Genomic DNA, 19,095 nt, shown 5'->3' on the forward strand with positions numbered 1-19,095 from the left:
GACATGACCACCGATCCGACCCCCGTCGGCGCCGAGACAGGTACGACGCCCGCCGCCGCCCTGGCCGCGCTGGAGCCCGCCTGCACGACCGAGCAGGCGTTCGCGCTCTTCGACGCGCTGCCGGGGGTCGGGGCCGGCGAGCTCCGCGGACGGTGGCACGGCAGGGAGCTGGCCACCGGCCACCCGATGGACGGGCTGCTGGACGCCACCGGCTGGTACGGCAAGCGGTTCGACGACGACGACGCGGTGCACCCGCTGCTCTTCCGGACCGGGCGCGGCGCCCACGGGAAGATCGTCTCGGTCGACCCGCGCTGGGCGCCGATGGGCATCGCCGGCCGGGTCGCGCCGGGGACGCTCGCGCGCGGGCGGTTCGCGATCGACCTGCTCGCACCGGTGCTGCGCACCCGGAAGCCGCGCGCCCGGCTGCGCCAGGTGCACCACCGGGGTGTGGACACCACGGCGATGGTCTACGACCACCTGCCCATCATCGACACCTTCCGCCGGGTCGACGCCGACACCGTGCTCGGGGTGATGGACCTGCGCGCCCACCCGGCGCCGTACTTCTTCGTGCTCGAACGGGACTGATCGGCGGCGGCGACCTGCGCCGCGACCTGCGCGTTCTCGACCGGATTGCGCCCGGGACCGGGTGGCGCTGGTAACATCGGATGACGCCGCGGGCTGTTCCCCAGTTCTGACTGAAACAGTCGGCACCGCACGAGAGCGGCAGCGGCGGCACCGATCAGGATCGTTGATCCAACGCGCAGGGGCGCGCGACGACGACGTCGTCGCAGCGTCCGGGCGATCCAGGAAGGACATCTGTGGCTCGAGGAAGCCAGCGAGGCTCGTCGCAGCAGCGACGCGGTCGCGGAAACGCGGGACAGAAGCACCGGAACGAAGAGGGGATCATCCCCGTCCTCGCCCGCGTCGTACGCGAGGTGGAGGCTGCCGTCCAGCGGCGCTCGACGGTGATCTCGGTCCGCACCAAGTTCCAGGTGATCGCGCTCCTGGTCCGCGAGGAGCGGGCCCGGGTGAAGGCCGACGAGACGCTGTCGGACTCCCGCCGCGCCGAGGAGCTCAAGCGGCTCGACGGCATCGCCACCATCCTGGCCCAGACCGCCGCCCGGGACTCGACGCTGTTCACGCTGCTCGACCCGGACGCCGAGATCTCCGACGACGCCCGCGACCTGCGGCGCGAGCTGCTGGCCAAGGCCGGCATCGAGGTCGAGGAGGAGGAGCCCGAGCCGACCCCGGACGTCGCCGCGCTGGCGCTCGCCGAGCGCCGCGTGCTCCCGCAGTCGGTCGCCGCCAGCCAGCTGGCCAACCCGTTCCTGGTCCCCGACTTCGCCGGCGCCCAGGCGCCCGTCCGCCCGCAGCGCCTGGCCGGCTGGGAGCTGCTGGAGCCGCTGTTCCGCTCCTTCGAGCGCGCCCCCGAGGGTGCGGCCGCCGTGATGGAGCTGCCCGAGCCGACCAGCCTGCGCACCCCGGCCGGTCGCGAGATGATGCACCACCAGGCGCAGGTCGTGCAGTCGGCCGCCGAGGGGCACCGCACCTTCCTGCTGGCCGACGAGCCCGGCCTGGGCAAGACCGCGCAGGCGCTGCTGGCCGCCGAGGCCGCCGGGGCGTTCCCGCTGCTGGTCGCCGTGCCCAACGTGGTCAAGACCAACTGGGCCCGCGAGGTCGCGCTGTGGACGCCGAACCGGACCGCGACCGTGGTCCACGGTGACGGCGAGGACGTCAACGGCTTCGCCGACGTGTTCGTGGTCAACTACGAGATCCTCGACCGCCACATCGGCTGGCTGGGCAAGCACGGCTTCCGCGGGATGATCGTGGACGAGGCCCACTACATCAAGAACAAGACCTCGCAGCGCTCCCAGCACGTGCTGGAGATCGCGGACCGGATCCGCGCCCGCACGGCGCGGCCGCTGATGATGGCGCTGACCGGTACCCCGCTGATCAACGACATCGAGGACTTCCGGGCGATCTGGCAGTTCCTCGGCTGGATCGACGAGAAGGTCCCGCTCGGCCCGCTGATGAAGGCGCTGGAGGAGACCGGCCTGACTCCGGCCGACCCGTCCTTCTACCCGGCCGCGCGCCGGATCGTGGTCGACCAGGGCATCGTGCGCCGCCGCAAGATCGACGTCGCCTCCGACATCCCCGCCCGCCGCGTGGCCGACCTGCCGGTCGAGCTCGAGGGCGAGGCCGGCCGCTCCATCCGCAAGGCCGAGGCCGAGCTGGCTCGCCGGATGGTCGAGCGGTACGACACCGCGCTGGCCACCCGCCGCCAGGGCGCCGTCGTCGAGGGCATCGACCACGACCTGGTCCGCCAGGTGGCCACCTGGGAGCGCGAGGACAACGCCACCAAGACCGGCGAGAACGTCTTCGGGATGCTGCGCCGGATCGGCCAGGCCAAGGCCGGGCTGGCCGCGGACTACACCGCGCAGCTGGCCCGCAACGTCGGCAAGGTCGTCTTCTTCGCCAAGCACATCGACGTCATGGACGCCGCCGAGGAGGTCTTCGCCCAGCGCGGGATCCAGTACTCCTCGATCCGCGGCGACCAGTCCTCGACGGTGCGCCAGAAGCAGATCGACTCGTTCGTCAAGGACCCCGAGGTCGCCGTCGCGGTCTGCTCGCTGACCGCCGCCGGTGTCGGCCTCAACCTGCAGGTCGCCTCCAACCTGGTGCTCGCCGAGCTGTCCTGGACCGACGCCGAGCAGACCCAGGCGATCGACCGGGTGCACCGGATCGGCCAGACCGAGCCGGTCACGGCGTGGCGGGTCATCGCGACCCAGACGCTGGACACCCGGATCGCCGAGCTCATCGACCGCAAGGCCGGGCTGGCGGCGCGGGCGCTGGACGGTGCCGGGGAGACGGTGGAGACTTCGATCGACGTCCAGACCGAGGCGCTGGTCGCCCTGCTCACCGACGCCCTGGGGCGCCGCACCCGCTGATCCCCACCCGCCTCCTCACCCGCCCGGGAAGGTCGTGCCGATGGTCTCGCTCGCGGTGGCCGGGGGCACCGGCCTCGTCGGCCGGATGGTGGTGGCGGAGGCCGGGCGCCGCGGCCACGACGTGCGCGTCCTGGCGCGGTCGACCGGCGTCGACCTGACCACCGGCGAGGGCCTCGACGAGGCGCTCGCCGGGGTCGAGAGGGTCGTCGACGTCACCAACCTGACGACGCTGCGGGCCAAGCCCGCGGTCGCGTTCTTCGAGGCGGCCACCACCCACCTGGTCGGCGCCGCCGAGCGTGCCGGGGTGGGCCACGTGGTCGCGCTCTCGGTCGTCGGCTGCGACCGCGTCGACCTCGGGTACTACGTCGGCAAGCGCGCCCAGGAGGCGGCCCTGGCCGCCGGCCCGCTCCCGTGGACGGTCCTGCGCTCCACCCAGTTCCACGAGTTCGCCAACCTCGCCATCGACCACCCGGTCGCCGGCACCGTGGTCACGCAGCAGATGCGCTGCCGGCCGATCGCCGCCGCCGAGGTGGCGGCCCGCCTGCTCGACGTCGCCGAGGGGGCGGCCGCCGGCCGGCTGCCCGACCTCGGCGGCCCGGAGGAGCAGCGGATGGACCACCTGGTGCGCCGCGTCATGGAGGCTCGGGGGATCAAGCGCCGGGTGGTGGCGATCCCGATGCTCGGCCGGATGGGCAAGCAGGTCGCCGCGGGCGGGCTGCTGCCGACCGACCCCTCGGGCGACCTGCTCGGCGGCGGGGCCGGCGCGCCGTCCTACGGGACCGAGACGTTCGACGCCTGGCTCACCCGCACCTACCCGCGAACCGGGGCTTAGGGCAGCCCGAACCGGGGCTTAGGGCAGCCCGAACCGGGGCTTGGGGCAGCGCGAACAGGGGCTTGGGGCAGCGCGAACAGGGGCTCAGGCCGCCGGCCGGCGCGAGTCGGCAGAAACTTTCTGCCGACTCGCGCCTGTCGACTGATTGAAGTTTGTGCCGACTCGCGCCGTCAGTGGTCGGTGAAGGCGACGCGGAGGCCGAGCGCGACGAGTACGACGCCGGTCAGCCGCTCGACCGTGAGCCGGACGCGGTCCCGCGCCATCCACCGGCCCAGGCCTCCGACGGCGAGCGAGAAGGTCCGCCACCACAGCACCGCCATCGCCAGGAACGACCCGGCGAGGACGGCCGTGGTGGCGAGCGGCGGCTCGCCGGGGGAGACGAACTGGGGGATCAGGGTGAGGAAGATCAGCGCGATCTTCGGGTTCAGCAGGTTGCTGAGCAGCCCCTGCCGGAACGCGGCGCGGCGGTCCAGCACCGCGGCGGGGGCGACGTCGGTCGTCAGCGGCGGCTCGACCTGCCCGGGCCGCGCCTGCCAGAGCGCGCGTGCGCCGAGGTAGACCAGGTACGCGGCGCCGGCGAGCTTGACGACGGTGAACGCCGTGGCGGACGCCGCGAGCACGGCCGCGAGCCCGAGCGCCGACGCGGCGGCATACCCGGCGATCCCGGTGCAGCACCCGAGCCCGGTCCACCACGCGGCGGAGGCGCCGCCGCGGATGCCGTTGCGCAGCACCAGCGCCATGTCGGGGCCGGGGGTCAGCGTGAGCAGCCCGGTGACGAGGAGGAAGGCGAGGTACTGCTCCGGCACGGGTCCACGCTAGCCAACGGCCCGCGTGCACCCGTGCCGGGTCGGTGCCGGGGTCAGGAGGCGGCGTACCCGCCGTCGACCAGGTGGTAGCTGCCGGTGATGAAGGAGGCGGCGTCCGAGGCGAGGAACGCGACCAGGGCGGCGACCTCCTCCGAGGTGCCCAGGCGGGCGGTGGCGTGCTGGCCCGCGAGGAAGTCCTGCGTCTCCTGGTCGAGGTTGGCGCGCAGCAGCGGGGTGCCGATGAAGCCGGGGCCGACCGCGGTCACGCGGACGCCGGCGGCGCTGTGCTCGAGCGCGGCGTTCTTGGTCAGGCCCAGCAGCCCGTGCTTCGCGGTCACGTACGCCGAGGAGCCGGCGATGCCGACCGACCCGAGGACGGAGGCGATGTTGACGATCGAGCCGCCGCCGTGGGCGGTCATGGCCGGGATCTGGGCGCGCATGCCGTAGAAGACCCCGTTGAGGTTGACGTCCATGACCTGCTGCCAGCTGTCGAGGGGGTACTCGCCGACGGGCGCGTTGGCGCCGCCGATGCCGGCGTTGTTGACCGCGATCCGGAGCGGTGCGAGCTCCTCGGCCGCGGCGACCATCGCGTCGGCGACGGCGGGGTCGGCGACGTCGCCCGCGAAGGGCGCGGCGGTGCCGCCGGCGGCGGTGATCTCCTTGGCGACCCGCTCGGCCGCGGCGGGGTCGATGTCGGCGACCAGGACGGACGCGCCGTTGGCTGCCAGGAGGAGGGCGATCGCCTCGCCGATGCCCGATCCACCGCCGGTGACGATGGCGGAGCGTCCTGCGACGTCGTAGGTGGCCATGGTGGTACTCCTTCTCGGCGCATCCTCGCGCCGGTATCTAGGCGACAGGTGTCGGTTACTGAGTGTAACCGACACGTGACGGATAAGATTCCCGGTGAGAGGAGATCGTCCATGGACCCACGCCAGCGCCGCAGTCGGGACCGGCTGCACCGCGCCGTCCTCGAGCTCGCCGCGAGCCGGCCCGTCGACGAGGTGACGATGACCGCGATCGCCGAGGCGGCCGGGGTGCACCGCTCGACCGTGCACGACCACGCCGACTCGCCCGGAGAGCTGGTGCGCGCCGCGCTGTCGGCCGAGCTGGACGTCCTGCGCGCCGGGTTGCCGGAGCCGGGCGCCATCCCTGAGGAGGTGGCCCGGGCGGTCACGGAGATCACCCGTGGCGTCGTCGACCACGTGCTGCGGCACCGCGCGATCTACCGCGTCGGCCTGGGCGACGGGGCCCCGGGCTACGGACTCCCGGGCATGCTCTCGCGCCACTTCCGGGAGAGCGGGCGGATCCTGCGCGAGGTCTCCGGCGTGGACATCGAGGTGGACGTCGCCGGCCATCCCCACGCTGCCGTCGCCGCGTCGGCCGCGCGCTTCATCGCCGACGGCACGGTCGGACTGCTGGCCGAGTGGATCGCCACGGACTCCACCCGCGCGGAGGACTTCCTCGACGTCTACGGCGCGCTGCTCCCCGACTGGTGGCCGCGCCTCGCCACGGTCGAGGGTTCGGCTCCGGAAGGTGGGGCGGTCTCCTAGCGACCTGCGCTTGAAATCCGCACCCTGAGTCGCACCCCGAGCACGCACCTCGCCGCGTTGGCAGAGCTTGAGGTACGCCCGGTGGCCCAGCGCTCCGCCGCCTTGCGATGCACGCACTCGGAGCACGACTGAGGGCACGGATTTCGCGCGCAGGTCACTAGGCTGGCGCCGTGCGCCTCCCGGCCCTCGCCGCCTACGTGCGGACCCCTCGCGAGCTGCGGTCGGTGTGGCTGCTGAAGCCCTTCGAGCTGCGCGACGAGGCGAGCCTGCGGACGCTGCGCCGCCAGGTCGGCGGCGGCGGGGAGGGCGCCCACATCGAGGTCGTGCCCGAGGGACGCACCGAACCGTCGGGCGCGGTGCTGTGGTTCCACGGCGGCGGCTACGTGGTCGGCAGCGGCTACGCCCACACCGACCACGTCACCGACCTCGCCCACGACCTCGGCGCGGTCGCGGTGGCGGTGGACTACCGGCTGGCGCCCGAGCACCCGTTCCCCGCCGCCCTCGAGGACGGGTACGCCGTCCTGGCCGACGTCGTCCGCCGGGCCGACGAGCTGGGTGTCGACCCCGACCGGATCGCGGTCGCCGGCGCCAGCGCGGGCGGCGGCCTCGCCGCGGCGCTGTGCCAGCTGGTGCGCGACCGGGGGGAGTACCGGATCCGCTTCCAGGCGCTGCGCTACCCGATGCTCGACGACCGCACCGAGCCGGCCACCCGGCGTCACTTCGTGTGGACGCCGCGGTCGAACCGCACCGCGTGGGACTACTACCTCGGCGGGTCGCGGGCGGCGGACGGCACCCCGCCGCCGTACGCGGTGCCGTCCCGTGCGAGCGACCTCGCCGGCCTGCCTCCCGCGTGGATCGGGATCGGCGACGCCGACCTCTTCCTGGAGGAGTCCCGCGCCTACGCCGAGCGCCTGTCGGCCGCCGGCGTGCCGGTCGATCTCACCGTGGTCCCCGGCATGTACCACGGCGCCGACGGCGTGCGTCCCGGCGCGCCGTCGGTGGTGGAGTTCCTGGCCGCCGAGCGGGAGGCGCTCCGGCGCGCGCTCGCCCCGCTCACGGAGGAGTGAGCGACCCCTTCCGGGCCAGGGTCACCGCGAAGTCGCCCGCCGCGTCGGTCCACTGCTCGGCCACGTCCAAGCCGACCGCGCCGAGCTCGCCCGCGATCCGCTCGCGGGTGAACTTGGTCGAGATCTCGATCCTGATCTCCTCCCCGGCGGCCAGGTCGAGGTCGAGGTCCGCGCCGGGGATCCGGACCCGCTGCGGCACCTCCGAGCGCAGCCGCAGGTCCATCCGCTGCAGCCGCGGGTCCCAGAACGGCACGTAGCCGAACGCGTCGGCGTCGAAGTCGGCGCCGAGCTCCCGGTTCAGCACCGCCAGGCCGTTCTTCACGAACGCCTCGGTGACGCCCTCGGCGTCGTCGTAGGCCGCGATCAGGCGGTCGGCCTCCTTGACGAGGTCGGTGCCGAGCAGCAGCCAGTCGCCCTCGCCCATCGAGTCGCTCAGCGCCCCGAGGAAGGCGGCGCGCTCCTCGACGTACAGGTTGCCGATCGTGCCGCCCAGGAACGCCACCAGCTTGTGCTCGTAGCGCGCGAGGTGGCCCAGGTGCAGCGTGAAGTCGCCGACCACCGCCTCCACCTCGATCGCCGGGTGGCGCCGCGCGATCTGCGCCGCCGCCTCCCGCATCACCCCCTCGGAGACGTCCACCGGGACGAACCGCGCCAGGTGCCCCGCCTCCTCGAAGGCCTCCAGCAGCAGCCGGGTCTTGTCGCTGGTCCCGCTGCCGAGCTCGACCACGGTGGTGGCGTCGCACGACTTCGCGATCGACGCCGCGAACGTGGCGAGGATGGACCGCTCGGCCTCGGTCGGGTAGTACTCCTCGAGGCGGGTGATCCGGTCGAAGAGCAGCGACCCGGCGTCGTCGTAGAGCCACTTCGGGGGCAGCGACCGCGGCACCGAGCCGAGCCCGCGGCGCACGTCGGCGACCAGCGCGGCGGCGGCCCAGTCGGGCTCGAGCAGCACCGAGACGTGCGGGGCGTTCACGAGCCCGCCCCGTCCGCCAGCCGCACCCCGCTCAGCGCCCACCGGGCGCCGGGCGGGAAGAAGTTCCGGTACGACGCCCGGGCGTGGCCCGCCGGGGTGAGCGCGCAGCCGCCGCGGAGCACCATCTGGCCGGACATGAACTTCCCGTTGTACTCGCCGATCGCGCCGGCGGCCGCGTGGAAGCCCGGGTAGGGCAGGTAGGCCGACCCGGTCCACTCCCAGCAGTCGCCGAACATCTGCCGCAGGCCGCCGTGGGCGGCCGGCGCCGCCTCGGGGTGGAAGCTGGTCTGGTTGGCGAGGTTGTTCCCGGGACCGGACCGCGCTCCGGGCCCGTCCACCGTGCGCGCCGCGTGCTCCCACTCCGCCTCCGTCGGCAACCGCTTGCCGGCCCAGGTGGCGTAGGCGTCCGCCTCGTAGTGGCTGACGTGGCTGACCGGCAGCCCCGGGTCGACCGGGAACGTGCCGTGCAGCGTGTGCTCGAACCAGACCCCGTCGAGCTCCGTCCAGTAGAACGGCGCCGCCCAGCCCTCGGTGGTCACCTTCGCCCAGCCGTCGGAGAGCCACAGGTCGTGGCGCCGGTAGCCGCCGTCGGCCATGAACTCGAGCCACTCACCGTTGGTGACCAGCCGGTCCGCCAGCCGGTACGGCGCCAGCCACTGCTGGTGCAGCGGCAGCTCGTTGTCGAAGCAGAACCCGCCGCCCTCGCTGCCGATCTCGACCAGGCCGCCGTCGAACCCGACCCAGCCGAGCCGGTCGGGCTCGGAGACGGCGGTCGGCCGCCCGGCGTACACCGGCTGCAGCGGGTTGCGGGAGAGCACGTGCTTGATGTCCATCAGCAGCAGCTCCTGGTGCTGCTGCTCGTGGTGGAAGCCGAGCTCGATGGTGCCGGCGAGCTTGGTCAGGGTGCCCTCGTCGAGGCCGGTGATCAGCTGGCGCATCCGGTCGTCGACGTTGCCGCGGTAGACGCCGACGTCGTGCGCGCCCGGCCGGCTGATCACCCCGCGCTCGGGTCGCGAGTAGCGGGGGCCGACGGCCTCGTAGTAGCTGTTGAAGAGGAACCAGTACTGGTCCTGGAAGGGCGCGAAGTCGCGCTCGTTCTCGGCGAGCACGAACGTCTCGAAGAACCACGTCACGTGGGCGCGGTGCCACTTGGTGGGGGAGACGTCCGGCATCGACTGGACCGTCTGGTCCTCGGGCGAGAGCGGCCGGGCCAGCGTCTCGGTGTGGGCGCGGACCGTGTCGTAGCGGTCCAGCAGCGCGGTCGGGTCCCAGTCCGGGCCGGGCGCGGGAGCAGTGGTGGGGACGTGCGACTCGTTCGGCATGGTGAACCTCGTTGGTCGGGCGATCGCGTCCCCACCAACGTAGACCGCGCCGCCGACAGCGGCCCCGTGCGCGAACGGCTCAGCGCCGCTTCTTCAGCACCTCGTAACCGATCGTGAACTCCGCGCCGTCGTCGCGCGGCCTGCCGCCGCACGCCCACGTGGTGTCGCGGTCGCAGCGGTAGCGGGCGGAGGTGTTGACGGCCGTGACCACCACCGTCGAGACCTTCGCCGGGTCGAAGCCGACGACGGTGCGGGCGGTGCGGTCGGTCAGCACCGTCCGTCGCTGGGTGCCGTCGACGCGGCGCACGGTGATCGCGACCGCGCTGCGACGCGGGGCGTCCGCGGTCAGCGCCAGCCGCCAGCCCGCGGTGCGGGCCTTGGCCCTGCGGCCCTTCGCGTTCGGGGGTCGCAGCGCGACGTGGCGTGCGGCGAGGTGGTCGACGGTGAGGTGCCGGGTGCCGGTCTGGCCGAGCTCATCGGGGTGGGCCCGCTTGCGCACCCGCGCCGGCGGCCAGTGCTTCCCCTCGTCGTAGGCGCGGGCCGGGTCGAGGTTCGCGACGGCGTACGACGTCAGCACCCTGCGCAGGGCATCCGGCTCACCCACGCGGCGCTCGAGCACGGTCCGCAGCGCCCTGATCGACGAGAGCCCGGGCGCCCCGGCCGTCGAGTCGGCCTGGCGCCACACGGCCCGCACCACGTTCTCCCCGTAGCGCTGGGTGACGAACGTCCAGAACGGCCAGCTGCCGTACTGGGCCCACCCGGTGTTGGAGTAGGTGTCCAGCGGGACGCCGGGCAGCCGCACGTTGCCGTAGGGCAGGTAGCGGCGGTTGTCGTTGGCGTCGTCGGCGAAGCTCTCCTCCACCCAGGACGCGGTGGTCTCCATCAGCCACGGGTCCTCGCGGAAGTCGTAGCCGAACTGGATGGCGTGGAAGAACTCGTGGGCGGCGGTGACGCGCAGCGAGACCGTGGGCTTGGCGCCGTACTGGTCGCGGGCGAAGTCGTCGTCGAGCACGCAGTAGCCCGACGCGGCCTCGCGCTCGCCCTTCACCCGGCGCTCGGGCGTGCAGTAGCCGAACAGGCCGCGGGCGCCGAGGTCGGTGAGGTAGACGTCGAAGCGCTTGTCGCCGCCGCGGCGGCCGTCGGCGGGCGGCGGGCGGAAGCCGAGGGTGTCCACCTCGTGCCGCCAGACCCGGTTCAGCACCGTGAGCGTGCGGCGGACCCAGCGCTCGCCGTCGGGCGCGTCGGCACCCTTGGTGACGTAGTGGACGCAGATCCGCTTGCCGCAGCGCCTGGAGGCCTTGGTGCGGTAGCCCTCCCCGCCGGGGTCGGCGTTGCCGTCGGTGGGCCGGGCGAGCAGCATCTCGGCGCGGGCGCGGGCGAAGAAGGTCAGCTCCGGCCGGGCGACGAAGACGTCGCGCAGCTGGAGCGTGAAGTCCCGCTCGTGGCTGAGCGCCGTCCCGCCGCCCTGCTCCTGCACGCCGCCCTGCCCGCCGCCCTGCCCGCCGCCCTGCCCGCCGCTCTGCCCGTCGCCGGCCGCTCCCGCGGGCGTCGGCGAGAGTGCCGTGACCGCGGCCGCCAGGCACAGCGCGGCGCACCACAGGGCGGTGCTGCGTGCCAGGCGCGAGGGCATGCGGTACTCCAGGGTCCGGGGAAGGTGACCGGAGCCGAGTACAGCAGGCGCGGCGGCGCGACTGTGGGACCGCAACGCCGGGCGGCACGCATCGTTACCGGCCCTGTTGCCCGCCCCGGTCACCGCCGCTCGGGCAGGATGACGCCGTGACCGGCCCGCTGCTACCGACCGATCCGTCCGCGGACGAGATGCGCCGCGCCGCGCTGCGCCGGATGCGGACCCTGGCGGTGGGGCTGCTGCTGCTCGCCGCCGCCGTCTACGTGCTGACGCTCGACGAGACCGGGTTCCTCGGCTTCGTCAACGCCGGCGCCGAGGCCTCGATGGTCGGCGCGATCGCCGACTGGTTCGCGGTCTCCGCGCTGTTCAAGCACCCGCTCGGCCTGCCGATCCCGCACACCGCGCTGATCCCCAAGCGCAAGGACGACCTCGGCAAGGGGCTCGAGCAGTTCGTGGGGGAGAACTTCCTGCACGCCGACATCGTCCGCGACCGCGTCCTCGGGGTCGGCGTCTCGCGCCGGGTCGCGGACTGGCTGGCGGTGCCGGCGAACGCCGAGCGGCTCGTCGACGAGGCCGCCGACCTCGTCGCGATCGGGCTGTCGAAGGTGCGTGAGGAGCACGTCGAGGCGCTGGTCACCGAGGCGCTGGTGCCGCGCTTCCGGGAGGAGCAGGTGGCCCCGCTGCTGGGCGGGCTGCTGGGCGAGGCGCTCGCCGACGACCTGCACCACGGGCTGGTCGACCTGGCCCTGGACGAGATGCACGACTGGCTGGTCACCCACCCCGACACGGTGCACGAGGTGCTGGGCGAGCGGGCGCCGTGGTGGGCGCCGGAGCGGCTCAACGAGATCGTCATCGACCGGCTGCACCTGGAGATGCTGCGCTGGCTGGCCGAGATCCGGGCCAACCCCTCGCACCGGGCCCGGCTCGCGCTGGACTCGCTGCTCAAGCAGCTCGCCGACGACCTGCAGCACGACCCGTCCACGCAGGAGCGGGCCGAGCGGCTCAAGGAGCGGGTGCTCGACCACCCCGCGGTGATCGCCACCGCGATCACGCTGTGGAACGCGCTGCGCCGCGCGCTGCAGTCCTCGCTGGCCGACCCCGACGGGGCGGTACGACGCCGCGCGCTCGTCGAGGTGGCGGCGCTCGCCGACCGGCTCGACGCCGATGCGGCCCTGCGCGAGCGGCTGGACCGCACCGCGGCGGACTTCGCGGTGTTCGCGGTGGAGCGCTACGGAGCCGAGGTGACGGCGGTGATCACGCACACCATCGAGCGCTGGGACGGCAAGGAGGCGGCGCGGCGGATCGAGCTGCACGTGGGCCGGGACCTGCAGTTCATCCGGATCAACGGGACGATCGTGGGTGGCCTGGTCGGGGTCTTGATCCACGCCACCACGCTGGTGGTTCACTGATCCCTGTGTTCAAGCGTCGCAAGTCCCAGGAGGAGCCGGCGGGGGAGACCCCGGCCGCCGAGGTCGTGATGGACGTCCCGATCCGCGAGGAGATGATCCGGCTCGGTCAGTTCCTCAAGCTGGCCAGCCTCGTCGAGGACGGGGCGCAGGCCAAGGAGGTCATCGCCGGCGGTGCGGTGACCGTCAACGGCGAGGTCGACGCCCGCCGCGGCCGCCAGCTGCACGTCGGCGACGTCGTCCGGTTCGGCGGCCAGGCCGCGCGGGTCGTCGACGAGTCGACGTACGAGGACGACCTGCCCTGGTGAGGGCGGGCCGGCCCCGGTGTCGGTCGAGGGTCGGGCTCAGCTGACGCCGAGCAGGTCCACCACGAAGATCAGCGTCTCGCCGGGCTTGATCACGCCGCCCGCACCGCGGTCGCCGTAGCCCAGGTGCGGCGGGATGACGAGCTGGCGGCGGCCGCCGACCTTCATCCCCTGGACGCCCTGGTCCCAGCCGGCGATGACCATGCCGACGCCGAGCCGGAACTGGAGCGGGGCGCCGCGGTTGTAGGAGGCGTCGAACTCCTCACCGCTGCTGTGGGCGACGCCCACGTAGTGCACGCTGACGGTCGAGCCCGCGGCGGCCTCGGGGCCGTCGCCGACGGTGATGTCGGTGACCACCAGGTCGGTGGGCGGGGTCGGGTCGACGAAGTCGATCTCAGGCTTCTCCATGCCGACCACCCTACGCGTCGGGGGCTCGGTGGCCCGGGCCGCGGGGGCTCAGCCCGGATGGTCAGCTCTGGTGCACGTACTGGTCGAGCTGGTCGCGCTCGAACTGCAGTTCGTCGATCTTGTGCTTGACCAGGTCGCCGATGCTGACGATGCCGACCAGCTGCCCCTCGTCGACCACCGGCAGGTGCCGCACCCGCTTCTCGGTCATCGCGTGCATGACCTCGTCGAGGGAGTCGGCGGGCGAGCAGGTGCGGACCACGTCGGTCATGATCGCGCCGACGGTGTTGTTGATGACCGTGCCGTCGTGGTGCAGGTGCCGGACCACGTCCCGCTCGCTGACGATGCCGTCGAGGCTGGTGCCGTCGGCGCTCACCACCAGGGCGCCGATGTTGCGCTCGGCGAGGGTCGCGATCAGCTCGCGAACGCCGGCGGCAGGGGTGATGGTGACGACCTCGTGGATCGCCTTCGCCTGGAGCACGTCGCGGATGTGCATGTGATCCACGTTACCGGCCGCCGTGGCCCGCGACCAGAGGCGTTCTGCGCGCCCCCGGCTGGTCCAGACCGGGTGCTCAGGCCTCGGGGCCGGTGGTCTCCGGTTGCTGGCGCTGCGCCCGGCGCGAGCGCAGGTCGGAGACGGAGCCCGGGCCCTGGGAGGGCCAGTCGGGGTCGGTGCCGTCGTCGGTGACGCTGCCCAGGAAGGAGAGCGCGGCGTCGTGGAGGTGGCCGTTGGTGGCGACCGCGTTGCCGCCCCAGGGGCCGTCGCGGCCGTCCAGCGAGGTGAACCGGCCGCCGGCCTCGCGGACGATGATGTCGAGCGCGGCCATGTCGTAGACCTCGAGCTCGGGCTCGGCGGCCATGTCGACCGCGCCCTCCGCGAGGAGCATGTAGGACCAGAAGTCGCCGTAGGCGCGGGTGCGCCACACCCGGCGCATCAGCGCCAGGAAGTCGTCGGCCATGCCGCGCTCCTCCCACCCGCTCAGGGAGGAGTAGGAGAGCGAGGCGTCCTCGAGGCGGCGTACGTCGGAGACCTGGCAGCGCGTCGCCTTCATCAGCGACTTGCCGGTCCAGGCGCCGCCGTCCTTGACCGCCCACCAGCGGCGCTGCAGCTGGGGCGCGGAGACCACGCCCAGCACGACCTCCTCGTCGACGGCCAGCGCGATCAGCGTGGCCCAGACCGGGACGCCGCGGACGAAGTTCTTGGTGCCGTCGATCGGGTCGACGATCCAGCGGCGCTGCGAGTGGCCCGTGGTGCCCTGCTCCTCGCCGGTGACCGCGTCGCGGCTGCGCGCGCGGGAGAGGGTGCGGCGGATCGACTCCTCGACGCCCCGGTCGGCGTCGGTGACCGGGGTCAGGTCCGGCTTGCTCATCACGTGCAGGTCCAGGGCCCGGAACCGGGTCTGGGTCAACGAGTCCGCGTCGTCGGCGAGCAGGTGGGCGAGCCGGAGGTCGTCGGTGTAGTCGGGGGCGGTCACGGCGCTCACCCTAGTTGGTGGACGCGGCGACGGTCGGGGCTGGTGCAGACTTCCACCATGGAGATCAACGGGGTGCCGCTGCACCCGCTCGTCGTCCATGCCGCGGTGGTGTTCACGCCGCTCGCCGCGCTGGTCGGGATCGGGTACGCCGTGCCGGGCTGGCGCGACCGGCTGCGCTGGCCGCTGGTGGTGCTGGTCGTGATCGCCGCGGTCGCCGTCTGGGTCGCGTACCTCTCCGGCCAGACCCTGCGCACCGACCGCTTCTCGACCGCGACCGGCGAGTTCGCGGACCGCCTCGACACCCACCAGACCTGGGGCACCCGCCTGCGCGGCGGCGCCACCGCCTTCGCGGCGCTGGCCCTGATCACCGTCTGGCTGCACGACCGCTCCGGCCCCGCCCGCGTCGCCCTGGTCGCCGCGACCGCCCTCGCCGCGCTGCTCACCCTGGTGCTGGTGGTCCTCACCGGCGACGCCGGCGCCCGCGCCACCTGGGCCCCCTAGCCCCGGTTCGCGCTAGTAGTCGGTGACCGACCGGGCGGCCAGGAGGCGGCGGAAGGAGGCGACGCGCTCGGCGTCGGCCTCGCCGGCCTCGACCGCCTCGTCGAGGCCGCACTCCGGCTCCTCCTCGCCGTGGGTGCAGCCGCGCGGGCAGTCCTCCGTGACCTCGTCCAGGTCCGGGAACGCCTCGATCAGGTGCTCCGGCTGCACGTGCGCCAGCCCGAAGGAGCGGATGCCGGGGGTGTCGATGATCCAGCCCGCCTCGTCGGGCAGCGGCAGCATCACCGCCGAGGTCGAGGTGTGCCGCCCGCGGCCGGTGACCGCGTTGACGTGCCCGGTCTCCCGGTCCGCGTCCGGCACCAGCGCGTTGACCAGCGTCGACTTCCCGACGCCGCTGTGGCCGACCAGCACGCTCGTCTGCCCCTGGAGCCGCTCCCGGATCCCCTCCAGGCCGACGATCTCCCGGTCCGGGCCGCGGTGCGTGACCACCCACGGCACCCCGAGGGACCGGTACGTCGACAGCAGCTCGTCCGGCGACGTCAGGTCCGCCTTGGTCAGCACCAGCAGCGGCGCCAGCCCGGCGTCGTACGCGGCGACGAGGGCGCGGTCGATCAGCCGGGGCCGCGGCTCGGGGTCGGTGAGCGCGGTGACCACGACGAGCTGGGTGGCGTTGGCGACCAGCACCCGCTCCACCGGGTCGTCGTCGTCCGCGGTCCGGCGCAGCACGGTCGTGCGGGGCGTCACCTCGACGATCCGGGCCAGCGAGCCCTCCCGCCCCGAGACGTCACCGACGACGCGGACCCGGTCGCCCACCACGACGCCCTTGCGGCCGAGGGGGCGCGCCTTCATCGCGTACACCGAGCGGCCCTCGACGACCAGGGTGAACCGCCCCCGGTCGACGGTGACCACGACGCCGTCGACGGCGTCGGCGTGCTCCGGGCGGTCCTTCGTGCGCGGTCTCGTGCGACGCCGGGGACGCTCGTAGTGCTCGACGTCCTGGTCGGTGTAGCCGCGCGCCATCCCGCCGCCCCTCAGGCCTGCCCGAAGAGCCCGGACCAGAAGCCGGCGAAGTCGGGGAAGGTCTTGCTGGTGGTGGCGATGTCCTCGACCTCGACGCCGGGGACCGCCGCGCCGACGATCACCCCGGCGTGGGCCATCCGGTGGTCGGCGTAGGTGTGGAACCGGCCGGCGTGCAGCGGCGCGGGGCGCAGCCGGAGCCCGTCGGGCAGCTCCTCGACGTCGGCGCCCAGCCGGCCCAGCTCGGTGGCGAGCGCGGCCAGCCGGTCGGTCTCGTGGCCGCGGATGTGGGCGATGCCGGTGAGGTGCGAGGGGGTGGAGGCGAGCGCGCAGAGCGCGGCGACCGCGGGGGCGAGCTCGCCGACGTCGTGCAGGTCGGCCTCCAGGCCCTGCAGCCCGCGCCAGCCGCCGGCCGGCCCGGTGACCCGCAGCCCGTCATCGCCGAGCGCGACGCTGCAGCCCATCCGGGACAGCAGGTCCCGCAGCGCGTCGCCGGCCTGGGTGGTGGCGGCGGGCCAGTCGCGGACGGTGACGCTGCCGCCGGAGACCGCGGCCAGCGCCAGGAACGGTGCGGCGTTGGACAGGTCGGGCTCGATCGTCTCGTCGAGCGCGGCGATCGGCCCGGGCGCGACCGCCCACCGGTTCGCGTCGGACTCGTCGACGGCCACGCCGCGCTCGCGCAGCATCGCCACCGTCATCTCCACGTGCGGCAGCGAGGGGATCGGCTTGCCGTCGTGGCGCACGTCCACGCCCGCGTCGAAGCGGGCGCCGGCGAGCAGCAGCGCGGAGACGAACTGGGAGGAGGCCGAGGCGTCGATCACCACCGTGCCGCCGGGGACCGCGCCGGTGCCGCGCACCGTGAACGGCAGCGCGCCCGGCGTGCCCTCCTCGGCGTCGTCGATCTCCAGGCCGAGCGCGGCGAGCGCGGTGAGGATCTCGCCGACGGGACGGTTGCGCATGTGCGGGTCGCCGTCGAAGCGGACCGGGCCGTCGACCAGGCCGGCGGCCGGCGGCACGAACCGCATCACCGTCCCGGCCAGGCCGCAGTCGACCAGTGCGCCGTCGGGCCCGCCGACCGCAGCGCCCGGGGGCAGGGGGGTCACGGCCCAGTCCTCGCCGGAGGTGTCCACGCGCGCGCCGAGGGCGTCGAGCGCCCGGGCCATCAGCAGCGTGTCGCGCGACCGCAGCGCCCGCCGTACTACGGACGGCCCGTCGGCCAGGGCGGCCAGGACGAGTGCCCGGTTGGTCAGCGACTTGCTGCCCGGCAGCGTCACCACGGTGTCCACCGGGCCGGTGACGGTGGGGGAGGGCCAGAACTGGGTCGTCGTCGGTGCGCTCATGTCGTCGCGAAGTCTAGGGCGTCGGCCGTGCCCTAGATTGATGCGCATGTGCGGGCGCTATGCCTCCAGCCGGTCGCCGGAGGACCTGGCCGAGGAGTTCGAGGTCGTCGACTCCCGGCTCGACCACGTGCTGCCCCCCGACTACAACGTCGCTCCGACCAAGGAGGTCTACGCCGTCCTGGAGCGGCCGCGGCGTCGCGAGGGCGAGGCGGCGGCCGACGACGCGGAGCCGGAGATCACCCGCCAGCTGCGGTCGCTGCGCTGGGGCCTGGTGCCGTCGTGGGCGAAGGACCCGGGGATCGGCAGCCGGATGATCAACGCCCGGATGGAGACGGTCGCGGAGAAGCCGGCGTTCCGCCGCGCGTTCGCCGCGCGCCGCTGCCTGCTGCCGGCGGACGGGTACTTCGAGTGGTACCCGACCGAGCAGCTCGGGAAGTCCGGCAAGCCGCTCAAGCAGCCCTTCTACATCCACCCCGCGGACGGTGGGGTGATGGCGATGGCGGGCCTCTACGAGATCTGGAAGGACCCGACGCGCGACGAGGACGACCCGGAGCGGTTCCGCTGGACCTGCACGGTGCTGACCACCGACGCGCCCGACGACCTGGGCCGGATCCACGACCGGATGCCGCTGCTGGTGCCGCGCGAGCGGCGCGACGCCTGGCTGGCGCCGGGGACCGCGAAGGGCGACCTGGCCGAGCTGCTGGTGCCGGCCCAGCAGACCGGGCTGGTCGCGCACCCGGTCTCCACGGCGGTCGGCAACGTGCGCAACAACGGGCCCGAGCTGGTGGAGCCGCTGCCCGCCGAGGGCGAGCGGGGCACACCGGACCAGGGCGACGACGGGCAGGAGACGCTGCTGTGACCCAGGAACGTGTGATCGAGACGCCGCAGGGGCCGGCCCGGCTGGAGGTGCACCGCGCCCGCAACGCCAGCGCCACGCTGGTGCTCGGCCACGGCGCCGGCCGCGGCATCGACGCGCCGGACCTGGTCGCGCTGGCCGCGGCCCTGCCGCGCAACGGCGTGACGGTGGCGCTGCTGGAGCAGCCGTGGGTGGCCCAGGGGCGCAAGGTCGCCCCGCCGCCGGCATCGCTGGACGTGGTGCTCCGGGCGGTGCTCGACACGCTGCGGCTGCGCACCCCGCTGATCGTCGGCGGCCGGTCGGCCGGCGCCCGCTCGGCGGTCCGCTGCGGCCAGTCCCTGGGCGCCAGCGGCTGCCTGGCGCTGGCGTTCCCGCTGCACCCGCCGGGCAAGCCGGAGCGCTCCCGGCTCGACGAGCTGGCGGGGGCCGGCGTGCCGACGCTGGTGATCCAGGGCGACCGCGACCCGATGGGCCGCCCCGAGGAGTTCCCGGACCCGCTGCCGCCGCTGGTCGACCTCGCCGTCGTACCGGGTGGGGACCACGGCCTGGCGGTGCCCAAGCGCGGGTCGTTGACCCAGGACGAGGCCTGGGCCCTGGTCGTGGAGACCACGTTGGAGTGGATCGTGCGCGACGTCGTCGGCGCCGACCTGCACTGACCGGGGGCGGCG

The 19,095-nt window shown here is 74.1% G+C and carries 20 protein-coding genes; 10 read left to right on the forward strand and 10 right to left on the reverse strand.

The genetic code is table 11. The features are described from left to right. Nucleotides 1–3: 3 nt before the first annotated feature. From ABLM29_RS02945 to ABLM29_RS02955, 3 genes are all read left to right on the forward strand, one after another. Entirely contained in the window at nucleotides 4–585 is a 582-nt protein-coding gene (locus ABLM29_RS02945) for a DUF4334 domain-containing protein (protein ID WP_349712279.1), read from the forward strand. 233 nt (nucleotides 586–818) lie between these two features. Beyond that, a complete protein-coding gene (locus ABLM29_RS02950; protein ID WP_502889152.1) occupies nucleotides 819–2,948 on the forward strand; it encodes a DEAD/DEAH box helicase in 2,130 nt (709 codons plus the stop codon). 40 nt (nucleotides 2,949–2,988) lie between these two features. Further along, entirely contained in the window at nucleotides 2,989–3,780 is a 792-nt protein-coding gene (locus ABLM29_RS02955; protein ID WP_349712285.1) for an SDR family oxidoreductase, read from the forward strand. A gap of 170 nt (nucleotides 3,781–3,950) precedes the next feature. Here ABLM29_RS02955 and ABLM29_RS02960 read toward each other — a convergent pair whose 3' ends face one another. Then, nucleotides 3,951–4,586 (reverse strand): LysE family translocator, encoded by a 636-nt coding sequence (locus tag ABLM29_RS02960; protein ID WP_349712287.1) that lies wholly within the window; start codon nucleotides 4,584–4,586, stop codon nucleotides 3,951–3,953. A 53-nt stretch (nucleotides 4,587–4,639) separates the two neighbouring features. Beyond that, nucleotides 4,640–5,395 (reverse strand): SDR family NAD(P)-dependent oxidoreductase, encoded by a 756-nt coding sequence (locus ABLM29_RS02965; protein ID WP_349712290.1) that lies wholly within the window; start codon nucleotides 5,393–5,395, stop codon nucleotides 4,640–4,642. A gap of 111 nt (nucleotides 5,396–5,506) precedes the next feature. Between ABLM29_RS02965 and ABLM29_RS02970 the strand changes: the two genes are divergently transcribed. Further along, on the forward strand, nucleotides 5,507–6,136 hold the full coding sequence (locus tag ABLM29_RS02970; RefSeq protein WP_349712292.1) for a TetR/AcrR family transcriptional regulator: 630 nt from the start codon (nucleotides 5,507–5,509) through the stop codon (nucleotides 6,134–6,136). A 170-nt stretch (nucleotides 6,137–6,306) separates the two neighbouring features. Next, nucleotides 6,307–7,203: an alpha/beta hydrolase gene (locus ABLM29_RS02975; RefSeq protein WP_349712294.1), complete on the forward strand. Its 897-nt coding sequence runs from the start codon at nucleotides 6,307–6,309 to the stop codon at nucleotides 7,201–7,203. Here the strand turns inward: ABLM29_RS02975 and egtD are convergent. The 3 genes from egtD to ABLM29_RS02990 all read right to left on the reverse strand — a co-directional run bounded on the left by egtD (nucleotide 7,190) and on the right by ABLM29_RS02990 (nucleotide 11,128). Continuing rightward, on the reverse strand, nucleotides 7,190–8,176 hold the full coding sequence (gene egtD, locus ABLM29_RS02980; protein WP_349712296.1) for an L-histidine N(alpha)-methyltransferase: 987 nt from the start codon (nucleotides 8,174–8,176) through the stop codon (nucleotides 7,190–7,192). The two genes, ABLM29_RS02975 and egtD, sit on opposite strands and share 14 nt — an antisense overlap. Beyond that, a complete protein-coding gene (egtB, locus tag ABLM29_RS02985) occupies nucleotides 8,173–9,498 on the reverse strand; it encodes an ergothioneine biosynthesis protein EgtB (protein ID WP_349712298.1) in 1,326 nt (441 codons plus the stop codon). The genes egtD and egtB overlap by 4 nt, the downstream gene beginning before the upstream one ends. A gap of 79 nt (nucleotides 9,499–9,577) precedes the next feature. Then, a complete protein-coding gene (locus ABLM29_RS02990; RefSeq protein ID WP_349712299.1) occupies nucleotides 9,578–11,128 on the reverse strand; it encodes an MXAN_6640 family putative metalloprotease in 1,551 nt (516 codons plus the stop codon). 146 nt (nucleotides 11,129–11,274) lie between these two features. Here ABLM29_RS02990 and ABLM29_RS02995 point away from each other — a divergent pair, with 146 nt between their 5' ends. Both ABLM29_RS02995 and ABLM29_RS03000 read left to right on the forward strand, forming a co-directional pair. Continuing rightward, nucleotides 11,275–12,534 (forward strand): DUF445 domain-containing protein, encoded by a 1,260-nt coding sequence (locus tag ABLM29_RS02995; protein ID WP_349712301.1) that lies wholly within the window; start codon nucleotides 11,275–11,277, stop codon nucleotides 12,532–12,534. Nucleotides 12,535–12,602: 68 nt separating this feature from the next. Next, nucleotides 12,603–12,839, forward strand: coding sequence for an RNA-binding S4 domain-containing protein (locus tag ABLM29_RS03000; RefSeq protein WP_349712428.1), 237 nt, complete (start codon nucleotides 12,603–12,605; stop codon nucleotides 12,837–12,839). Nucleotides 12,840–12,875: 36 nt separating this feature from the next. Here ABLM29_RS03000 and ABLM29_RS03005 read toward each other — a convergent pair whose 3' ends face one another. The 3 genes from ABLM29_RS03005 to hisN form a co-directional block, all read right to left on the reverse strand. Then, on the reverse strand, nucleotides 12,876–13,244 hold the full coding sequence (locus ABLM29_RS03005) for an FKBP-type peptidyl-prolyl cis-trans isomerase (protein WP_349712303.1): 369 nt from the start codon (nucleotides 13,242–13,244) through the stop codon (nucleotides 12,876–12,878). A 61-nt stretch (nucleotides 13,245–13,305) separates the two neighbouring features. After that, nucleotides 13,306–13,737 carry a CBS domain-containing protein gene (locus tag ABLM29_RS03010; RefSeq protein WP_349712305.1) on the reverse strand — a complete coding sequence of 144 codons (432 nt, stop codon included), beginning with the start codon at nucleotides 13,735–13,737 and terminating at the stop codon, nucleotides 13,306–13,308. Between the two features lie 76 nt (nucleotides 13,738–13,813). Further along, nucleotides 13,814–14,716 carry a histidinol-phosphatase gene (hisN, locus tag ABLM29_RS03015; RefSeq protein ID WP_349712307.1) on the reverse strand — a complete coding sequence of 301 codons (903 nt, stop codon included), beginning with the start codon at nucleotides 14,714–14,716 and terminating at the stop codon, nucleotides 13,814–13,816. A gap of 57 nt (nucleotides 14,717–14,773) precedes the next feature. On the opposite strand from hisN, the gene ABLM29_RS03020 reads away from it, so the two are divergent. After that, on the forward strand, nucleotides 14,774–15,217 hold the full coding sequence (locus tag ABLM29_RS03020) for a DUF2231 domain-containing protein (protein WP_349712310.1): 444 nt from the start codon (nucleotides 14,774–14,776) through the stop codon (nucleotides 15,215–15,217). A 12-nt stretch (nucleotides 15,218–15,229) separates the two neighbouring features. On the opposite strand, the gene rsgA is transcribed toward ABLM29_RS03020, so the two are convergent. Both rsgA and aroA read right to left on the reverse strand, forming a co-directional pair. Then, complete coding sequence (gene rsgA, locus ABLM29_RS03025; RefSeq protein WP_349712312.1) at nucleotides 15,230–16,234, reverse strand: ribosome small subunit-dependent GTPase A; 1,005 nt, start codon at nucleotides 16,232–16,234, stop codon at nucleotides 15,230–15,232. An 11-nt stretch (nucleotides 16,235–16,245) separates the two neighbouring features. Beyond that, nucleotides 16,246–17,571, reverse strand: coding sequence for a 3-phosphoshikimate 1-carboxyvinyltransferase (gene aroA, locus ABLM29_RS03030; protein ID WP_349712314.1), 1,326 nt, complete (start codon nucleotides 17,569–17,571; stop codon nucleotides 16,246–16,248). 46 nt (nucleotides 17,572–17,617) lie between these two features. Between aroA and ABLM29_RS03035 the strand changes: the two genes are divergently transcribed. Both ABLM29_RS03035 and ABLM29_RS03040 read left to right on the forward strand, forming a co-directional pair. Then, nucleotides 17,618–18,430: an SOS response-associated peptidase gene (locus ABLM29_RS03035; RefSeq protein ID WP_349712315.1), complete on the forward strand. Its 813-nt coding sequence runs from the start codon at nucleotides 17,618–17,620 to the stop codon at nucleotides 18,428–18,430. Next, nucleotides 18,427–19,083 carry an alpha/beta hydrolase family protein gene (locus tag ABLM29_RS03040; protein ID WP_349712317.1) on the forward strand — a complete coding sequence of 219 codons (657 nt, stop codon included), beginning with the start codon at nucleotides 18,427–18,429 and terminating at the stop codon, nucleotides 19,081–19,083. The genes ABLM29_RS03035 and ABLM29_RS03040 overlap by 4 nt, the downstream gene beginning before the upstream one ends. Nucleotides 19,084–19,095: the final 12 nt, after the last annotated feature.

The organism is Nocardioides sp. YIM 152588 (assembly GCF_040191335.1).
Classification (GTDB): Bacteria; Actinomycetota; Actinomycetes; order Propionibacteriales; family Nocardioidaceae; genus Nocardioides.

Excerpts from the sequence above, each read along its gene's own strand:
- ABLM29_RS02945 (WP_349712279.1), top strand. The coding sequence starts at position 4 with ATGACCACCGATCCGACCCCCGTCGGCGCCGAGACAGGTACGACGCCC.
- ABLM29_RS02955 (WP_349712285.1), top strand. The coding sequence starts at position 2,989 with ATGGTCTCGCTCGCGGTGGCCGGGGGCACCGGCCTCGTCGGCCGGATG.
- ABLM29_RS02965 (WP_349712290.1), bottom strand. The coding sequence starts at position 5,395 with ATGGCCACCTACGACGTCGCAGGACGCTCCGCCATCGTCACCGGCGGT.
- ABLM29_RS02970 (WP_349712292.1), top strand. The coding sequence starts at position 5,507 with ATGGACCCACGCCAGCGCCGCAGTCGGGACCGGCTGCACCGCGCCGTC.
- egtB (WP_349712298.1), bottom strand. The coding sequence starts at position 9,498 with ATGCCGAACGAGTCGCACGTCCCCACCACTGCTCCCGCGCCCGGCCCG.
- ABLM29_RS02990 (WP_349712299.1), bottom strand. The coding sequence starts at position 11,128 with ATGCCCTCGCGCCTGGCACGCAGCACCGCCCTGTGGTGCGCCGCGCTG.
- ABLM29_RS03000 (WP_349712428.1), top strand. The coding sequence starts at position 12,603 with ATGGACGTCCCGATCCGCGAGGAGATGATCCGGCTCGGTCAGTTCCTC.
- ABLM29_RS03005 (WP_349712303.1), bottom strand. The coding sequence starts at position 13,244 with ATGGAGAAGCCTGAGATCGACTTCGTCGACCCGACCCCGCCCACCGAC.
- ABLM29_RS03010 (WP_349712305.1), bottom strand. The coding sequence starts at position 13,737 with ATGCACATCCGCGACGTGCTCCAGGCGAAGGCGATCCACGAGGTCGTC.
- ABLM29_RS03020 (WP_349712310.1), top strand. The coding sequence starts at position 14,774 with ATGGAGATCAACGGGGTGCCGCTGCACCCGCTCGTCGTCCATGCCGCG.
- rsgA (WP_349712312.1), bottom strand. The coding sequence starts at position 16,234 with ATGGCGCGCGGCTACACCGACCAGGACGTCGAGCACTACGAGCGTCCC.
- aroA (WP_349712314.1), bottom strand. The coding sequence starts at position 17,571 with ATGAGCGCACCGACGACGACCCAGTTCTGGCCCTCCCCCACCGTCACC.
- ABLM29_RS03035 (WP_349712315.1), top strand. The coding sequence starts at position 17,618 with ATGTGCGGGCGCTATGCCTCCAGCCGGTCGCCGGAGGACCTGGCCGAG.